A 15,603-nucleotide genomic window follows, 5' to 3' on the forward strand; every position below is an offset into this window, starting at 1 on the left:
TTGTAAAAATACAATAGACATAACTATTCTACAATCACTGTAGATCCATTAGGGATTATAGTAATCGATGCATCCTCGCCCATAATGCCACGGGCGATGCACAATGCTTCATCTAATGTGGACGCAGGCGTCATGTGCATATCGCGAATGACTTGATGATCGCAATCTTGAGTCACAACGATAACCTTATAGTGATTCAAAATACGCGCTAAAATTTGAATTTTCCATTGGTATGGTTTAGTTTCATTACGCGGTACGCCATGGATATCATCTAGGATTTTTTGAGGGCTTTCCATATTTTTGAAAGCCTCATATAATGCTTGTCCCCCATGTCCTTCTTTACAGGAAGCAGCGATGATGATAACACCGCCATCCTTACAAGAGGCTTCGCCAGCAGTCATACCCTTTACGGATTGATATAGATTTTGGTCAGATGGATATCCACCATTACTTGTGATAACGATATCTGCAGGAATAGCTTTCACAGAGGACAAGGAACGAATAAACTCATATCCTTCCTTATGGGCATCTACACAATCACCCGCTACAGCCTTGATGATTTCCTTTTTGCTATCGATGATAACATTTAGGATGAACTGCAAATTCGCTTTTCGTGCGGCGTACAACATATCCTTATGAATTGGATTTTCATCGATTTTACCGGTTCGGGAATGCTCGCTTTCAATAAATTCAGCACAATGATTAGCCAACACCGTCACCTTGGAGGCAACGCCAGGCAACACGGATTTGCGGCCGCCCGAGAAGCCCGCAAAGAAATGAGGATTAATTAGCCCTTCGGAGATGAGCAATTCCGTTTCTACCGCCAAACGATTGATGACACACTTGCCGCCAGATGGCAACGTGCCGATTTCCACCATATTCTCAGCATCCTCAGAGTCATGATTGATCAGTTTTTCGTTATTCACGATATCCTCGCCAAACCGATGCACCATCTCATCGTGCGTCATGGCCCGGTGAAATCCAGTAGCAATCAGAATCGTAATATCAATTGTCGGATTCACCGCGCGAATACGACGAAGCAAAATAGGCAACGTCACCTTACTTGGCATAGGGCGCGTATGGTCACTCGTAATAATAACCATATTGCGTTTTCCCTTAACCAATTCTTCAAGAGGCAGACTGTTAATCGGATGATCAAGAGCCTCCTCTACAAGCTCAGCGGGACTCTTCTCAGCTACATACGCCGCCGCATTAGACACAAGAGCCCCTTGCACAAACCGCTCATCAATAGACACATCTACACTTTTATAATCATACGGAAAAGAATACGTCTTCATATCGACACCTCCTGTTATATATAGTAAGTATAACAGAAATACTAAAGGGAGATAAGAGTAAGGGTGTGCTAAAAGCTCCACCGGCCGGGTCTGACTACGCCCTTCGGGCTCCGCAGGGCCAAAGTCACTTTTAGCACCCCCTTACACTTCTCCACAATAAAACAGAGAAAACATATTTCCAATCTATACTTGAAGAAATAAAAAAGGTGAGCTGCCTCGAAAAAACGACTTCGGGTCCCGCTTTAGCGCGATAGCGTGTCGGCTTTTTTGAGGTAGCTCACCTTACAAGCATAATTAAACTAATTAGATTGGAAATACGATTTTGCTGCTTTTAATCGTCCTCGTTCGCACGATACTTGTAGTTCATCGCCCGGTTGTAGTTTTACATCGTTTAGAGGCACGATGTATGTTCCATTCCGGCGAATGCTAACGATTAAAGTCCCCTCTGGCAAGTTGAGGTCTTGCAATTGTGTATCCACATAGGATGCTACTACAGGGACCTTGGTTTGGAAGAAGGTTTGAACATTTTCTAGGTTGCTTTGACCTGTCATGGCTTGTAATAAGGAATCATAAATAGGTGGTTCTTTTAAGAGTTCTGCCACCAAGTAGGCCACGATGGTAACAATGCCGATGGCATAGATGTTAGAAAAGCTATCCGTCATTTCAAGAACGAGTAAAATCGCCAAAATTGGGGTACGCATAGCGGCCGCTAGCATGCCACCCATGGCACAAAGAACAAATTGAGGTACAAAATCTGGAGATATTAACCCTGCCGATGAAAGCAGGCTTTCACAAAAAGCACCGGCTGATGCACCGATAACAAGCATCGGTAGAAAGATGCCGCCCTGTGCGCCGCTGCCATAACAAAAGGTAGTGAGCAAGATTTTACCCAGCACAATGCCACCGAGAAGCAATACACCATGAGATTGAAAGGCTAGCTGGCCTACTAGATCATTGCCACCGCCCAATAAAAGCTGGGAATCAAAGCCGATAACGGCCACAGTCACAAAAGTAATCACAAGTTTTAAGAAACGAGAGCATTTCATCCACTCGAAGAAACGCTTAAAGGCAAATATCATGCGGCAAAACAATACACCGCAGAGCCCCATTAAAATACCTACACCGAGCAGAACCGGAAAATAATCAAGCGGCATCCCTGAAGTTACGGAAAATCCGAGGGCCGGCGTAAGGCCAAAGATAGTTACCGTAATGTAGTTCGATATGAGCGTAGCCACAAAAGTAGGAATGACGAGGTACGGATAAAAGCTTTTGTGCACCTCTTCAAAAACGAACATGGCGCCGGATACAGGTGCGCTAAAGGCAGCGGTCAGACCAGCTCCAGCTCCAGCGGAGGTAAGAATCCGCTGTTCACGCAATCCAGAGTTCATCCAATACGACACAATTTTACCGGCAGAGCCGCCAATTTGCACCGCTGGCCCTTCACGGCCCACGGAAAATCCTGCAAAGCCCGTGAGTACGCCGCCAATCATCTTGGAAATGAGCGTACGATACGGCTTCATGTCGAATAAACCGAGCATTTCCCCTTCAATTTGAGGGATACCGGAACCACCAGATAATGGCGCCCACGTTAACAATCGATCAACAATAAAGGCGAATATGACCATAGCAATGAGCCAACCAATGGCCCATTCCAAGGAAATATCGCCCATTAGATGCCACCTGATATGCTCAGACTCAAGGATTAAATATCGATAGGCTGCGCCAAAGAATCCAGCGATAATCCCTACTAAGGCCCCTTTAACAATGAGTTCAGATAGTAATATGCGATTCATCGACATATCTGCCAAGGTAGAGCTGCGTTTATTTAGTTTCCATAGTTTCATGCATTCTCCTCCTCGTGGAAAATATATCGAACATCAGTCTAATCTATGTAGGATTCTCTAAATGGACGGCAATAACGATTTCTCTGTCATCCGTTCTAAACGAAGTTTCTCCGCTACATACGTATCAGTATATTTATAACTAGTATACTTTCCGTTTCCTACTTTTTCAAGAATTCCCTTATTGAATAACTTCATAATGAGCCGATACGCCTGCGGTTTAGAAATACCTAGTGCATTGGCCACGTCTGTACGCGTCACTTGATCAACAGCATTGAGCAACGAATGGAAGGCTTTAATATATGGATTTCCATAAGTCGGTGTAACATCATATACTTGCGAGGTTCCATGTAATCGATATACATAATCAGCAGTATTCAAATAATACAACTGCTTACCATCCATATCGATCGATTGGATAATATTCATCTTTAATAATTGTTGAACATTCATTTCACAGATAGCAGGAGATAACTGACAATCATGGATAATATCGTCCATACTAGATTGTTTGAGTTTACGTATACTATACAAAACCAATAACCCTCTTAAGCTAAGTTCCATATTGGACTTGACCTGATTTTGTACAATTAGGGTAACAAAATTATCATCTACGGGTGCCTTATCAAAAACAACGCGCACATAAGTACTTGTAGACTCGTCATATCGAGGTACCGGACGCCCTGCAAATAGTGATGGTTCAATAATTTTATCCACACCACGCCCCGTCTTTTCAGCCAATCCGATTCGTTTGAAAGAATCGGCTAATGCGGTATTACGACTACGAGGTTCTGCAAACAATACGGAATTGGGTGTAATCCCTTGCATAAAATCGCCAGGACTCGTGATTGATATTTGCTCATCGTTAATTTCAACACGAATGCGCCCCATTTCTGTGTAATCCCTATGAGAATAAGCATTTACTAATGCCTCTCTAAAAGAAATAGGATCTATATCCATCAATCGAACAGCAACCGGACCAGGAAATAGCTCCGTCATCATATTGACTAAATCTAACGATTCAATACAGCGCTCAATGGCCTGCAGTGCAGGGATATGCTCTGATACATTCCTAATTAATTTAGTGCCTTTCATCATGGTGAAAGCAGACTCTGCAGTCGGTATTAAATCCCTGATTCGCTCACCTTTACCTAGTAGTATCAATCCAGCCATTGTTGGATGAACGGTATCATCTACGGTTTGTACTAATTGTAAGGCTTGAGCTAATTTTAAATTATCCAGCTCAAGTAGCGACTGATCTCCTCTATACTTAGAAATCATGGAGCGCATTCTTTCAAACTCAAGCAAGGACAAATCATCAAATGTCGCATCTAACACCGGATAGGCCGACACATCTAGACCATAGGCATTTACCATATAACGCCGAATATCACGTAAAAACATCGGGTAATTTTCTGGCGTGCCATCCCCTTTTAACCGTCGTTGTAATGCCCGTCCACTCGACGTATAAATCAACTCATAACTCTTTGGAACCGCAATACTAATAATAGGTTTTGTAAAACTGTACATAATATCTGTACTAACAGAAACATTAGGTACCGTACGATTAAAAATCATAGCACTTAACCCCGCTGTAGACTGGTGGTTTTTATGCACGCCCGTAATCGTCCCATCATCCTCTACGCCAATATATAATGTACCACCCTCTGTATTTGCCAATGCTACAACGGCCTCAACTATTGTTTCTTCTGAAAGTTTCTTAACATCACTTTTAAATTCCGTTCGCAAATCTTCAATCAACCCTATATTTTCTGTATTCTTTGTATGCCCAGTATGCTTCATTTTCACACCTCCTGACCGCTTTACTCACAGTATATCCTTATATTTACATAATGTAAATATCTTGCTCACGAATTCGTGAGCAAAAAAAGAACAGCATCTATATGAGTAATGATTTACCATATAGATGCTGTACCATATTGTTATTAATTACACTTAATTAGAATATAGATTCATAAATACCAATGATTTCATCAATGGTTACATCTCGTGGATTACCTGGCGTACATGCGTCGTTGAAAGCAGATTCAGCGAGGAATGGAATATCTTCGCGTTTTACGCCAGCTTTGCTGAGGGATTTAGGAATACCTACGTCGTCGGCTAGTTTTTGGATAACGTCGATGGCAGCCTGACGGTAGGCGCTTTCATCCATAGCATCCACATTAGGCACGCCCATAACGCGCGCAATTTCACGGTATTTAGCACCTGTTTCAGGGGCATTGAATTTCAATACGGCTGTTAATAGCATGGCACAAGCCTTACCATGAGGGATATCGTACACAGCACTCAATGGATGGGCCATAGAGTGAACAATGCCAAGTCCTACGTTAGAGAAGCCCATGCCCGCAATATATTGGCCTACGGACATCGCTTCGCGACCTGCATATTCGCCAGCCACTGCGCTGCGCAAGGAACGGCCGATGATTTCGATAGCTTTCAAATGAAGCATATCAGTGAGTTCCCACGCACCTTTAGTAATGTAACCTTCTACGGCATGAACGAGGGCATCCATCCCCGTAGAAGCACATAGGCCGGTTGGCATAGACGCGGACATATCAGGATCGATTATAGCGATAATTGGAATGTCATGAGGGTCTACGCAAACAAATTTGCGGTTCTTTTCCACGTCAGTGATAACATAGTTGATGGTAACCTCTGCTGCCGTACCGGATGTAGTAGACACAGCGATAATCGGCAAGCAAGGATGTTTTGTAGGCGCCAAGCCTTCAAGACTACGCACATCGCTAAATTCAGGATTTGTCATAATCGTAGCAATAGCCTTACTCGTGTCGATAGCACTGCCACCGCCTACAGCAACGATTACATCAGCACCAGCCGACTTACAAGTAGCCACACCAGATGTTACATTTTCAATGGTTGGATTCGGCTTAATATTGTCATATACATCGTAAGCAATGCCTGCCGCATCAAGCAAATCCGTAACCTTCGTAGCAACCTTAAACTCAAATAAATCAGGCGTAGATGTAACGAGAACCTTTTTAAAATGGCGATTCTTAATTTCGTTTACAATCTCCTGAATCGCACCTTGCCCAAAATACGACGTGCCGTTCAACATAATTCTCCGAGACATATACTTCACTCCTAACGAATAAAAAATAAACCGATAGAGAATAACTATACTTAGTAATTCTCTATCGGTATCAAAAAGTCCTGTATGAGGGGATAAATACGTTGTTATGAATACACTATATACTATGGATTAACCTAGTATTTATACACCATGATTCATTTTCATGAGCAAAATTCGTTTTACAGACGCATCAAGACGTTCCTTAGAAATAGTGCCATCTTTAACGGCTTTCATAAGCCCATTATAGGCCTCTTGCATATGTTCATACTCATGGCATACGAGTAAAATGTCACTGCCAGCTTGGATGGATTGAACAGCCATATCGCCGAAGGTATAGTGTTTGGCAAGGGCGCCCATGTCCATATCATCGGTAACGACGACGCCGTTATAGCCCATATCTTTACGAAGCCAATCAGTGATGATTTTCTTGGATAAGCTAGACGGATGATTAGGGTCGATTTGTGGATACATCGCATGGGATACCATAATCATATACGTATTCGGTTTCGACTGTTTAATAAGGTCTACAAATACCTTTGTATCCTCAGCGAGTAACGCATCTTTAGACACAGGCACCACGCTAGTGTCTGCATGTAAATCTACATCGGTTTTACCAATGCCAGGGAAATGCTTGTACGAATACCATAAGCCAGATTCGTCATAAGCTTTGCCTACCGCACCTGCAAACTTCACGACTTGGTCGGGATTCGTACTATATGAGCGACCATAGGTTAATCCCAAGTCCGCATCAGGCGCAAAATTAATATTAAATCCAAGGTCCTTAAGTTCAGTCCCTACTTGTTTGGCTAGATTTGCTGCATGGTCAACAGAACCTTGACCCAGCTCTTCTGCAGGGGGCACCTTAATCAACTTGTCCTCCATACGCGCCACGGCGCCGCCCTCTTGGTCGATACCGATGAACAATGGCGTAAGTCCCGCACTTTTACCGGCCTTATTAATATCGGTAATGAGTGTTTTCACCTGCTCCTTACTCTCCATGTTGCGGTCGAACAGGATAATGCCACCCACTCGATATTCATTGAGCATAAATTTCGCATCATCATTCAAGGTTGTGCCGTGAATACCAATCATCAACAGCTGGCCTACCTTGTCTGCATCGGACATATTAGCCACAAGCTTATCTACCTTTTCTTCTGGTGAAAGCTCACTCTGCACCACCGCTTCATAGGTTACAGGCTCTGCCTTCTTGGCAAAGGGATTATGAAATGCGCAACCTGATGTGAGTGCTAAAGCACCAATCATAGTCGCTGCTACTATACGTCGTAACATATTAACCTCCAAGTATAATTTATAATGCTTATAGTATATCATCTTCGACCATGTTATATGTACTTAACAAAACAACCTTTTCTATGCTATACTAAACTATATCGTAAAGTTTCGATGTAATTTAGTATATAATGACTCGTGTGAGTCAAAGAGGAATATATGGAATTTGAAAATAACCAAGTACCAGAGGCAATTCTGGACAAATTAACAAAGGTGTGTACATGCCGTAGCATTACACGCAAAACGATTAAAGAGGCCATTTTTAATGGGGCTCATACATTTCCAGCTGTCAAAGAAGCGACTAGAGCAGGCACTGGTGCCTGTGGTGGCAAAGGCTGTGGCCCGCGCATCGTAAAATTACTAGCGGAACTAAAAGAACAAGGACGCATTTAACATTATCCCTTGTTTTAAAATAGAACAGACCTGTTCTATTTTGCAGGACCACATATAGGGCCCTTTCACCTAAAACACAAAAGCTATTAGTTGATTATATACAATCAACTAATAGCTTTTTTAAATTTAAAGGACTGTTTTGTTGGGTTATAGCACCAAGTTAACGATACTTTCAAAACCACCAAGAATCGATTTTTGCAAGGGCACAAAGATGTGCGAAGCAATCGGTGAATTTAATATAACGATCAAGATGAGCAAGGAAACCATGCTAAATCGTGCTACATGAATTTGCCATTTAAGAGGCAAGAAGTTCATCAAAATATGGCTACCATCGAGTGGTGGCACAGGCATCAAATTTAAGATGGCAAAGTTAATGTTGTACACGACGATGAGAAACAATACGAGGTACAAGGAGTCATTGCCCAATAGGTTCGCTGCTTCCAAGCATCGCATAACAACGTAGCCGATAAAGGCCATCACAAGATTCGCCATAGGCCCTGCGATGGATACAATCATATCATCGGTCCGCGGGTCCTTAAAATTGGTGGGATTTACAACAACTGGTTTGGCCCAGCCAAATCCACCTATAATCAAGGCCAAAGATCCAATGAGATCAAGGTGTACAAAAGGGTTCATCGTAAGGCGCCCCATCATACGCGGTGTAGGGTCACCCAGTAAATCTGCTGCCTTAGCATGAGCATACTCGTGCCCTGCAGCAGCAATGATTAGCGCCGGAATGGACGCGATAATCATAATTAAACTTAATCCAGAAAGAATCATACTACTCCTTGTTATCTAATAGCACTTGGCTACTACATCATGTATTGATTTATTTCCAATTCATTAATTGGCTTCTCATTTATTGATTTGTGTTCCATTTATTGATTTGCTTCCCATTCGGCAAAGCCCGCATTAATGCAAGACAATGCATTCAACACACGAGGAAAGCCAATATACGGCACACATTGGGAGGCAATGCTAATCAGAAATCTCTTATCATTTCCTACGTTCAAATTACCAATGACATGCGCCTTAAGCTGCGCTTCACAACCGCCTTGCGCCATGAGAAAACAAAAGGTAATGAGCTCGCGTTGTTTAGTTCTAAGCCCTTTACGAGTATAGTAATCGCCAAACATATTGGCTAACCATTTATTGATATGACGCGTATCTTCAGATCCCGATTGGTAAAAGTTATGCATTCCTTCGCCCCAGATTTCCACTTGCTTTTCGATGCCCTTTTCAAGGCGATTTTCACTGGTAATCGTGCTACGATGTGGGTTTTGAATTTCTTCATCTCGGTAATCGAGTATCTTATTAGTAATCTTAAAGAACGGACGCACCTTCCCGATGCCAAGATACGGTACCGCTTGATAAATAAGTTCCACGATTTCATCGGGAATGACACCAAAATTTAACGCAGCTGGCATCATCAACGAGTATTCATCTGTAGCACCTACCCCAACCAAGGTAGCTAAAATGGCCAAGAAACGGCTATGCGCTGCTACATTACAGCCATCCTCTATAATAACCTCGTGAAAGGCAAAGTTTTCAAATAGATCTTCAAACTCAGGGTCTATATATCCTGCTGGCGATGCAATATCGGGGAACATGCGTTCCGTATAGGCCTGCGCAAATTCAGATTTTGCCATCCTTACCTCCTAAAATAATTATTAAGCTTTCACCTAACATACAATTAATAGACTTTCACCTAACATACAATCTATCAACATCATAATTATATGATATCTATACATTCATATATATACAACAATGGTGAAAGCCCCTTATAAAGAACTTTCACCATTATACGTATCATTATAAGTATTTAATTATTATGCATGAACGTTTACAGTTGCAGGAACAGCATTTACATCAGGGAATGCAAACTCTGTGCCATATACTTCTTTCCAAGCAGCTTTGAACATGTTGAATTCGTTTGTGCCAGGATTAATTTGGTACAATTGACCATCTGGAGCAAAGCGATATACAGTGTGCAAGCTAGGATGTACAATATATTTGAACAATGTAGCTTCGCCGTATTGGTTGTTATGCATATTTACTACATTAATACCGAATACATAGTTGCGGCTACCATCGATCAAATTAAATTGAGATGCTTTGTCAAAGTAGTAAGTTTCTGTACCGTTAGCACTGTTTGGCACTTCTGGGTAATTTGCCAAACCGTTCCAGTCAGCAGCACTCGCCACAGAACCAACTAATAATGTTGCTGCAAGAGCAAATGTAGTCACTAATTTCTTATTCATAATGTTCGCCTCCACCCTAAACGGGTAACACTAGGTCTACTCCCAATGACCCAATAATACAATATCTAATTAAATTATATCATATTTATCGTTTAATATCTTCAGGATTGATAACACCATGCGCTGCATCAATGGTATCTAATAATTTATTAAGCAACTTTCTCAATTCAGCAGCTTCATGAACAGTAAAAACTTCTTGCGTGCTAGCTACTAGTTTCTTAGGCACATCGATAGCTTTCTTGCGAAGTGCATGGCCTTCTTCTGAAAGAGTAACCATTACCACCCGTTCATCATTACGACTGCGTTTACGTTTTAAGAACCCTTTTAGTTCTAATTTCTTAAGCAACGGCGTCAATGTACCAGAATCGAGGCGCAACACTTGCCCTAATTCCTTGACGGATAATTCACCATATTGCCACAATGCCATCATGACAATGTATTGAGTATATGTCAAATTCAAAGGTTCCAAATGCGGACGATAAGCATTTACGATTTCCTTAGCTACTACATACAAAGGAAATCCCAATTGATTTTCCAACATTAAATAATCATCTTCTGGAACCTCTGAAACGCGATTATAACCTGCTAATGTACCTATTTTTGCCATTAACTAGCCCTCCATTACACACACATTAATATTTCTAAAATAATTGTACACAATTTTCCATTAAGCGGTCAATGCATCTTTGTAAATTCTTCAGCAACTTATAAGCTCATAGATGAGGGGGAAAAATGACACGCTACTGCGCAAGCGGAGCCCGAAGTCATTTTGCCCCCTCATCTATTCCACACAATAAGTGCTTTAAGAATTTATAAAACTGCATAAAGCAAGGGTCTGTCTCCGCCCTGTGGGCTCCGCAGGGCCAAAGTCGGCTTCAAAACACCCACACATCCGCCATGGACGCTAATCTATATTTAGCTAATCGCAATATAGCATTTTACATTAGAATCCATTAGGAATTTATAAAGATTATAAAAAAAAGGGTGCATGGGATTGCACATCAAAAACTCATTTTCGATGTGCAACCACATGCACCCTTTAGTATTAGGAATATATTTATCCTTAAGTATGATATGAATTTGTATGAGTTGTTTTTTCATCTACAACAGCCATATCAACGAGCATGGTCCAGGTTAAAACTTCTTGCGATACGCTATTCCAATGGATGGGCATAACAGGCATAGATACTACATCTGAATGATCTAGTGTGTTCATTGCCTTTTGTATTAATTTCGTATGATTGACAAACCAATCTTTTATTGTGCTTCGCGTTGCCATAGTTGCCTCCAACTAAACTGTATCATTAGTAATAGTATTACTAATTTATATCTATACCCCCATAGGTATTTACTATTATATATACTATATACCCATATAGGTATGTTTGCAAGTGTATTTTCATTTTTTTAAAAAATGAAAAGGGTCGCATATGCGACCCTTCGGTGTGTAGCTATTAGTCAATATAGGTTACAGGATTTCCTTTGATATTGAGTTCTCTGCGATTTAGTCCATTTGGCAAGTCTGGATAGCCGATGGCAAGGCTTGCATATACTTTTTCATCATCGCCCATGCCAAGTTCGCGAAGGCGTTTGATTATGCGTTCGTTGTCTTGTAGGTGACGTAATTGGTTCACCCAGCAGGATCCCAAGTCTAGTTCGTTGCAGGCAAGCATCATGTTTTCCATAGCACAAGCTGTATCAGAGAAATTATTGGCTAGCACAGGTTTATGAGCCAATACGATGAGCACCGGTGCATTGTAGTGGAATACAAATTTGCCCTCTTTGGACATTTTAATGATGTTCACCATGTATGGTGGCGTTTGTTCCGTTACTTCTGTCTTACCATACTCTTCTTGAACAAGGGTTACTAGTTCTTTCAACACATCCGGATTGGTAATGACCATAAAATGTGTAGGTTGTAAATTGCCCCCTGTTGGCGCGCGACGACCTGCATCGATAACGGTGTCGAGCAATTCTTGTGCAATCGGTTCAGATTTGAATTTACGTGTACTATGACGTGTTTTTATGCATTCTAATGTATTCATGATAAACCTCCTTTTGAGAGTATTCTACTATGAATTATTGATTGCTTACAAGTTTTCCTACATATAGATTATTGATTACTTACAAGTTTGCCTACATATGGATTTCTGTCTTCGTCAGAATTAGTTTTATATTTCCAGGACAACAATAATGCAGAGTTAAGTACTACGAGTAAGCCCCCCCATTGTGTACGAGGGCGCCCCATACTGGTGAAAGTGTACCAATCATGGCTAAGATAATGGCAATACCATTCAGAATAAGGGCAAAGCTTAGATTAATTTTAATAGTGCGCATCATGTGTTTGGATAAAGCTAGATAATTACTGATTTTATTAACTGTATTCTAATTATGCATGTGTTTATTACAGAAATACATGAGCGGTTATTCATATATCCTATCCATCGTATTCTTAATGCTCACACTTGGAGATAAAAGCCAATAGACAAATATATGTGTCCTACAAAATAGAACAGGCCTGTACTAATTCCAATGAGCCCTATATATAGTTCTGCAAATTAAAACAGGCCTGTTCTATTTCTAATGAGCCTTATATATGTTCTGCAAATTAAAACAGGCCTGTTCTAATTCTAAAAAGGACTTACTGATGTCTAATAAATTAAAAATCGCGACTAGTTGATTAGAAACTAATTAACTAGTCGCGATTTTTCTATTTCTATATTTATATAAGGATTCCACAATTCCCTATATGGATTGATTATACTTGCATGGTTGCCCAGATGAGTACATCATAAATAAGTGCTACAACAACGGCCATAGCTAATTGTCCACCGATATAGACAGGCACGAGATATATAAAAAATGCCCATAAGGCACCGATAATTTTCATCCATACGGCCCCAAGTTGTTTACTTTCAACCCAAGCCACAAAACGATCTAGAGGGCTAACGATTTTTATAATCCATCGTGGAACGTTCTTATCTGGATTGCACGCAGGCAGATATAGCAGTAATAACGGCAATACAATGGCATCAATGGCAAGTAATGTGGTTAGCGTTAAAGAAAACCAATCGGGTTCCCCTTCCCAAGTCACAGGATGCGAATAAAAACGAAGCCCCCACAAATAGGCTTTGTATACGATATACGGTTCTAACAGCCATAGTAGAGGCTTTGTAATATGCATAATAAACACTCTCTCTAAATTATAAATAGTATATTAATTATAGCATATTTTTAACGTTTTAAATTGTGTACTTCTATGCACTTATATCTTTTTTAATAACATTCGCGGATATTTTCCGATGAGTCTAAAAATGAGGCTGTTTGTTACAGCCCCATTCTATTATTCTACAACAATCGTATTAGCTCGTCTCACTGTTTCAAGCATTTTAGATCGCACTGTAGATTCTGTATCGAGTTTGTGTTTTCCACCGTACCACGCCATATCGGTACCAGCAAGGCGGAACATGATTTTGCCATAGGCACTACCGGAAGAGTGTTCTGGTTTATTGAATCCCATATCAATGGACACCCGCGGTGTTAGTTGCAGTTCAGTGCCAAGTCGCAATCCGTTTTTATCAGCACTACGGTCCAGAGTCCAATGATAGGCTTCTCCATAGATGCGAGCCCAGCGCGCATTTTTAAAGGTTTTTCCATAGGACACGGTATAGCCATCGGTAATACGTTCCAATGCACCATTGACCATATGTTCATCACTCATACCACGATAATAGTTGAAACGGAACTCGCTTTCACCAGAAAGATATTCAAGACCAGCACTCATACGTCTATGCTGGCCCTTGAAACGGTGATCATAAAACAGGTTCGCGCCATGCAAATGATGGTCATCACTGCTGATGCGGCGATAGCCAAAACCGCTGTTAAGGGTCGTACCAATGTCCGCAGCGCGCGCCACGGAACCTTGGGTAAACCAAACTTGGCGGGATTTGTCATCATAATGGCCTATGGGCTGCACCGTTTCTGCGCTGTAGAGGGGCTTCCAATCCTTCTGAAAGCTAAGCGCCACGGTGGTTCGTTTCATCCATGCTTTACCATTGGTATGCATATCATTGTTGATATTGGACACAGCCACTGCATTGATAGCGGAATTCACCGCATCAACATTAGAATACCGCGTCGTTTTACGCTCTGTTGTATCCATTACCAACGGTCCGCTTTCACCAATCTGATGGTCCGGCAAATAGGCCGGCGAAATATGAAATTCCTCAGTATTCACTTGTCCATTTTTCGTAGATGGCGCCGTATCACTGGCCCACACAGTAGGAGCCAGTAATACCCCACACAACACATACACTAAAAATCGCATATACACTTTTTTACAAATTGAGAGCTTCCATCCATTCTTTTTCTTTAAAGCCTACCAAGACCTTATCTTCTAATACCAAAATTGGACGCTTTACGAGCATACCGTTGGATGCCAACAAAGCTAATTTTTCCTCTTCGCTAAGACCTGGCAACTTATCCTTTAATTGTTGCTCACGATAAATCAAGCCAGACGTGTTAAAGAATGCTTTCAAATCCTTACCAGATTGAGGATACCATGCAGCGATTTCCTCAGCTGTAGGATTTTCAGATTTAATATCACGGTCTGTGTACTCAATATGATGATCATCTAAAAACTTCTTTGCTTTTTTGCACGTTGTGCATTTTGGATATTCTACAAATAACATAGGAACTCCTTTATCTACATATAACATTAAGAATCATTATTCATATGTATAGTGTAGCAGATAAATCGATTAATTTCAATTTATTGTTTTATATATCATCTGTTGGAATAGCGCTACACCGTTCTATTGACTGTAACGTTTCAAGTAAACGACTATTTGTTTGAGCCTCACGTAAATCAAGATCCATTTGAACTCTCAAGAAAAAACCATTAGACATACCAAAATATTTACAAAGCCGTAAATCCGTATCAGCAGTGATTCTCCGCTTATCATGTAAAATTTCTTGAATTCTTGATACAGGTACTTTAATATCTTTGGCGAGTCGATAAGCTGTCAAGCCAAGTGGTTCCATAAATTCTTCTTTTAACATCTCACTAATTGTTGGAGTAGGAATATAATTTTTCATAAGTATAACCTCTTTAATGGTAATCCACAATTTCAACATTATAAAAACAATTTATATCTTTTACTTGAAAGCAAATCCTATACTGATTATTTATCCTAAGACTATATTGCTCTATTCTGTCACCTTTTAACAATTCTAATCTATTACCAGGAGGCCATCGTAAATCATTAATCGAGGCAGCATTATCTAACAAAATTAATTTTCTCAATGCTAAACGTTGAATAGAAAGAGAAAATCGTTTAGTAAATAATTGATGATAAATTTTTTCCGTGTCCTTATCCTTGAAACTAATAATCATAGAATATTTC

The 15,603-nt window shown here is 40.7% G+C and carries 17 protein-coding genes; 1 reads left to right on the forward strand and 16 read right to left on the reverse strand.

Translation table 11 applies throughout. The annotated features are described in order from the left end of the window. Positions 1–23: 23 nt before the first annotated feature. The 5 genes from larA to HMPREF1504_RS08445 form a co-directional block, all read right to left on the reverse strand. On the reverse strand, positions 24–1,298 hold the full coding sequence (gene larA, locus HMPREF1504_RS08425) for a nickel-dependent lactate racemase (protein ID WP_038125074.1): 1,275 nt from the start codon (positions 1,296–1,298) through the stop codon (positions 24–26). Positions 1,299–1,597: 299 nt separating this feature from the next. After that, on the reverse strand, positions 1,598–3,142 hold the full coding sequence (locus HMPREF1504_RS08430) for a ClC family H(+)/Cl(-) exchange transporter (protein ID WP_038125076.1): 1,545 nt from the start codon (positions 3,140–3,142) through the stop codon (positions 1,598–1,600). 57 nt (positions 3,143–3,199) lie between these two features. After that, positions 3,200–4,942: an RNA-binding domain-containing protein gene (locus tag HMPREF1504_RS08435; protein WP_038125078.1), complete on the reverse strand. Its 1,743-nt coding sequence runs from the start codon at positions 4,940–4,942 to the stop codon at positions 3,200–3,202. A 157-nt stretch (positions 4,943–5,099) separates the two neighbouring features. Further along, positions 5,100–6,251: a lactaldehyde reductase gene (gene fucO, locus HMPREF1504_RS08440; protein WP_038125080.1), complete on the reverse strand. Its 1,152-nt coding sequence runs from the start codon at positions 6,249–6,251 to the stop codon at positions 5,100–5,102. A gap of 141 nt (positions 6,252–6,392) precedes the next feature. Then, complete coding sequence (locus tag HMPREF1504_RS08445) at positions 6,393–7,541, reverse strand: glycoside hydrolase family 3 N-terminal domain-containing protein (RefSeq protein ID WP_038125082.1); 1,149 nt, start codon at positions 7,539–7,541, stop codon at positions 6,393–6,395. A gap of 159 nt (positions 7,542–7,700) precedes the next feature. On the opposite strand from HMPREF1504_RS08445, the gene HMPREF1504_RS08450 reads away from it, so the two are divergent. Beyond that, positions 7,701–7,934, forward strand: coding sequence for a (2Fe-2S)-binding protein (locus HMPREF1504_RS08450; protein ID WP_005378014.1), 234 nt, complete (start codon positions 7,701–7,703; stop codon positions 7,932–7,934). Between the two features lie 147 nt (positions 7,935–8,081). Here the strand turns inward: HMPREF1504_RS08450 and HMPREF1504_RS08455 are convergent, their stop codons facing one another. The 11 genes from HMPREF1504_RS08455 to HMPREF1504_RS08505 all read right to left on the reverse strand — a co-directional run bounded on the left by HMPREF1504_RS08455 (position 8,082) and on the right by HMPREF1504_RS08505 (position 15,593). Continuing rightward, entirely contained in the window at positions 8,082–8,714 is a 633-nt protein-coding gene (locus HMPREF1504_RS08455; RefSeq protein WP_005378174.1) for a site-2 protease family protein, read from the reverse strand. Between the two features lie 98 nt (positions 8,715–8,812). Further along, a complete protein-coding gene (locus HMPREF1504_RS08460) occupies positions 8,813–9,583 on the reverse strand; it encodes a carboxymuconolactone decarboxylase family protein (protein WP_038125084.1) in 771 nt (256 codons plus the stop codon). Positions 9,584–9,766: 183 nt separating this feature from the next. After that, complete coding sequence (locus HMPREF1504_RS08465; RefSeq protein ID WP_038125086.1) at positions 9,767–10,198, reverse strand: hypothetical protein; 432 nt, start codon at positions 10,196–10,198, stop codon at positions 9,767–9,769. A gap of 85 nt (positions 10,199–10,283) precedes the next feature. Beyond that, entirely contained in the window at positions 10,284–10,805 is a 522-nt protein-coding gene (locus HMPREF1504_RS08470; RefSeq protein WP_038125088.1) for a MarR family winged helix-turn-helix transcriptional regulator, read from the reverse strand. A gap of 456 nt (positions 10,806–11,261) precedes the next feature. Continuing rightward, positions 11,262–11,477: a hypothetical protein gene (locus HMPREF1504_RS08475; RefSeq protein WP_005381230.1), complete on the reverse strand. Its 216-nt coding sequence runs from the start codon at positions 11,475–11,477 to the stop codon at positions 11,262–11,264. 175 nt (positions 11,478–11,652) lie between these two features. Next, a complete protein-coding gene (locus tag HMPREF1504_RS08480) occupies positions 11,653–12,243 on the reverse strand; it encodes a nitroreductase (RefSeq protein WP_038125090.1) in 591 nt (196 codons plus the stop codon). A 713-nt stretch (positions 12,244–12,956) separates the two neighbouring features. Continuing rightward, positions 12,957–13,382 (reverse strand): hypothetical protein, encoded by a 426-nt coding sequence (locus HMPREF1504_RS08485; protein WP_038125092.1) that lies wholly within the window; start codon positions 13,380–13,382, stop codon positions 12,957–12,959. Between the two features lie 159 nt (positions 13,383–13,541). Next, a complete protein-coding gene (locus HMPREF1504_RS08490) occupies positions 13,542–14,525 on the reverse strand; it encodes an inverse autotransporter beta-barrel domain-containing protein (RefSeq protein ID WP_038125094.1) in 984 nt (327 codons plus the stop codon). A gap of 10 nt (positions 14,526–14,535) precedes the next feature. Further along, a complete protein-coding gene (locus HMPREF1504_RS08495) occupies positions 14,536–14,889 on the reverse strand; it encodes a Spx/MgsR family RNA polymerase-binding regulatory protein (RefSeq protein ID WP_005380753.1) in 354 nt (117 codons plus the stop codon). A gap of 88 nt (positions 14,890–14,977) precedes the next feature. Further along, positions 14,978–15,295 carry a HigA family addiction module antitoxin gene (locus HMPREF1504_RS08500; RefSeq protein ID WP_038125096.1) on the reverse strand — a complete coding sequence of 106 codons (318 nt, stop codon included), beginning with the start codon at positions 15,293–15,295 and terminating at the stop codon, positions 14,978–14,980. A gap of 13 nt (positions 15,296–15,308) precedes the next feature. Beyond that, positions 15,309–15,593: a type II toxin-antitoxin system RelE/ParE family toxin gene (locus HMPREF1504_RS08505; RefSeq protein ID WP_038125098.1), complete on the reverse strand. Its 285-nt coding sequence runs from the start codon at positions 15,591–15,593 to the stop codon at positions 15,309–15,311. Positions 15,594–15,603 lie beyond the last annotated feature (10 nt).

This window comes from Veillonella sp. ICM51a (assembly GCF_000524355.1).
In the GTDB taxonomy this organism is placed as follows: Bacteria; Bacillota; Negativicutes; order Veillonellales; family Veillonellaceae; genus Veillonella; species Veillonella atypica.

Excerpts from the sequence above, each read along its gene's own strand:
- larA (WP_038125074.1), bottom strand. The coding sequence starts at position 1,298 with ATGAAGACGTATTCTTTTCCGTATGATTATAAAAGTGTAGATGTGTCT.
- HMPREF1504_RS08430 (WP_038125076.1), bottom strand. The coding sequence starts at position 3,142 with ATGAAACTATGGAAACTAAATAAACGCAGCTCTACCTTGGCAGATATG.
- HMPREF1504_RS08435 (WP_038125078.1), bottom strand. The coding sequence starts at position 4,942 with ATGAAGCATACTGGGCATACAAAGAATACAGAAAATATAGGGTTGATT.
- fucO (WP_038125080.1), bottom strand. The coding sequence starts at position 6,251 with ATGTCTCGGAGAATTATGTTGAACGGCACGTCGTATTTTGGGCAAGGT.
- HMPREF1504_RS08445 (WP_038125082.1), bottom strand. The coding sequence starts at position 7,541 with ATGTTACGACGTATAGTAGCAGCGACTATGATTGGTGCTTTAGCACTC.
- HMPREF1504_RS08450 (WP_005378014.1), top strand. The coding sequence starts at position 7,701 with ATGGAATTTGAAAATAACCAAGTACCAGAGGCAATTCTGGACAAATTA.
- HMPREF1504_RS08455 (WP_005378174.1), bottom strand. The coding sequence starts at position 8,714 with ATGATTCTTTCTGGATTAAGTTTAATTATGATTATCGCGTCCATTCCG.
- HMPREF1504_RS08460 (WP_038125084.1), bottom strand. The coding sequence starts at position 9,583 with ATGGCAAAATCTGAATTTGCGCAGGCCTATACGGAACGCATGTTCCCC.
- HMPREF1504_RS08465 (WP_038125086.1), bottom strand. The coding sequence starts at position 10,198 with ATGAATAAGAAATTAGTGACTACATTTGCTCTTGCAGCAACATTATTA.
- HMPREF1504_RS08470 (WP_038125088.1), bottom strand. The coding sequence starts at position 10,805 with ATGGCAAAAATAGGTACATTAGCAGGTTATAATCGCGTTTCAGAGGTT.
- HMPREF1504_RS08475 (WP_005381230.1), bottom strand. The coding sequence starts at position 11,477 with ATGGCAACGCGAAGCACAATAAAAGATTGGTTTGTCAATCATACGAAA.
- HMPREF1504_RS08480 (WP_038125090.1), bottom strand. The coding sequence starts at position 12,243 with ATGAATACATTAGAATGCATAAAAACACGTCATAGTACACGTAAATTC.
- HMPREF1504_RS08485 (WP_038125092.1), bottom strand. The coding sequence starts at position 13,382 with ATGCATATTACAAAGCCTCTACTATGGCTGTTAGAACCGTATATCGTA.
- HMPREF1504_RS08490 (WP_038125094.1), bottom strand. The coding sequence starts at position 14,525 with ATGCGATTTTTAGTGTATGTGTTGTGTGGGGTATTACTGGCTCCTACT.
- HMPREF1504_RS08495 (WP_005380753.1), bottom strand. The coding sequence starts at position 14,889 with ATGTTATTTGTAGAATATCCAAAATGCACAACGTGCAAAAAAGCAAAG.
- HMPREF1504_RS08500 (WP_038125096.1), bottom strand. The coding sequence starts at position 15,295 with ATGAAAAATTATATTCCTACTCCAACAATTAGTGAGATGTTAAAAGAA.
- HMPREF1504_RS08505 (WP_038125098.1), bottom strand. The coding sequence starts at position 15,593 with ATGATTATTAGTTTCAAGGATAAGGACACGGAAAAAATTTATCATCAA.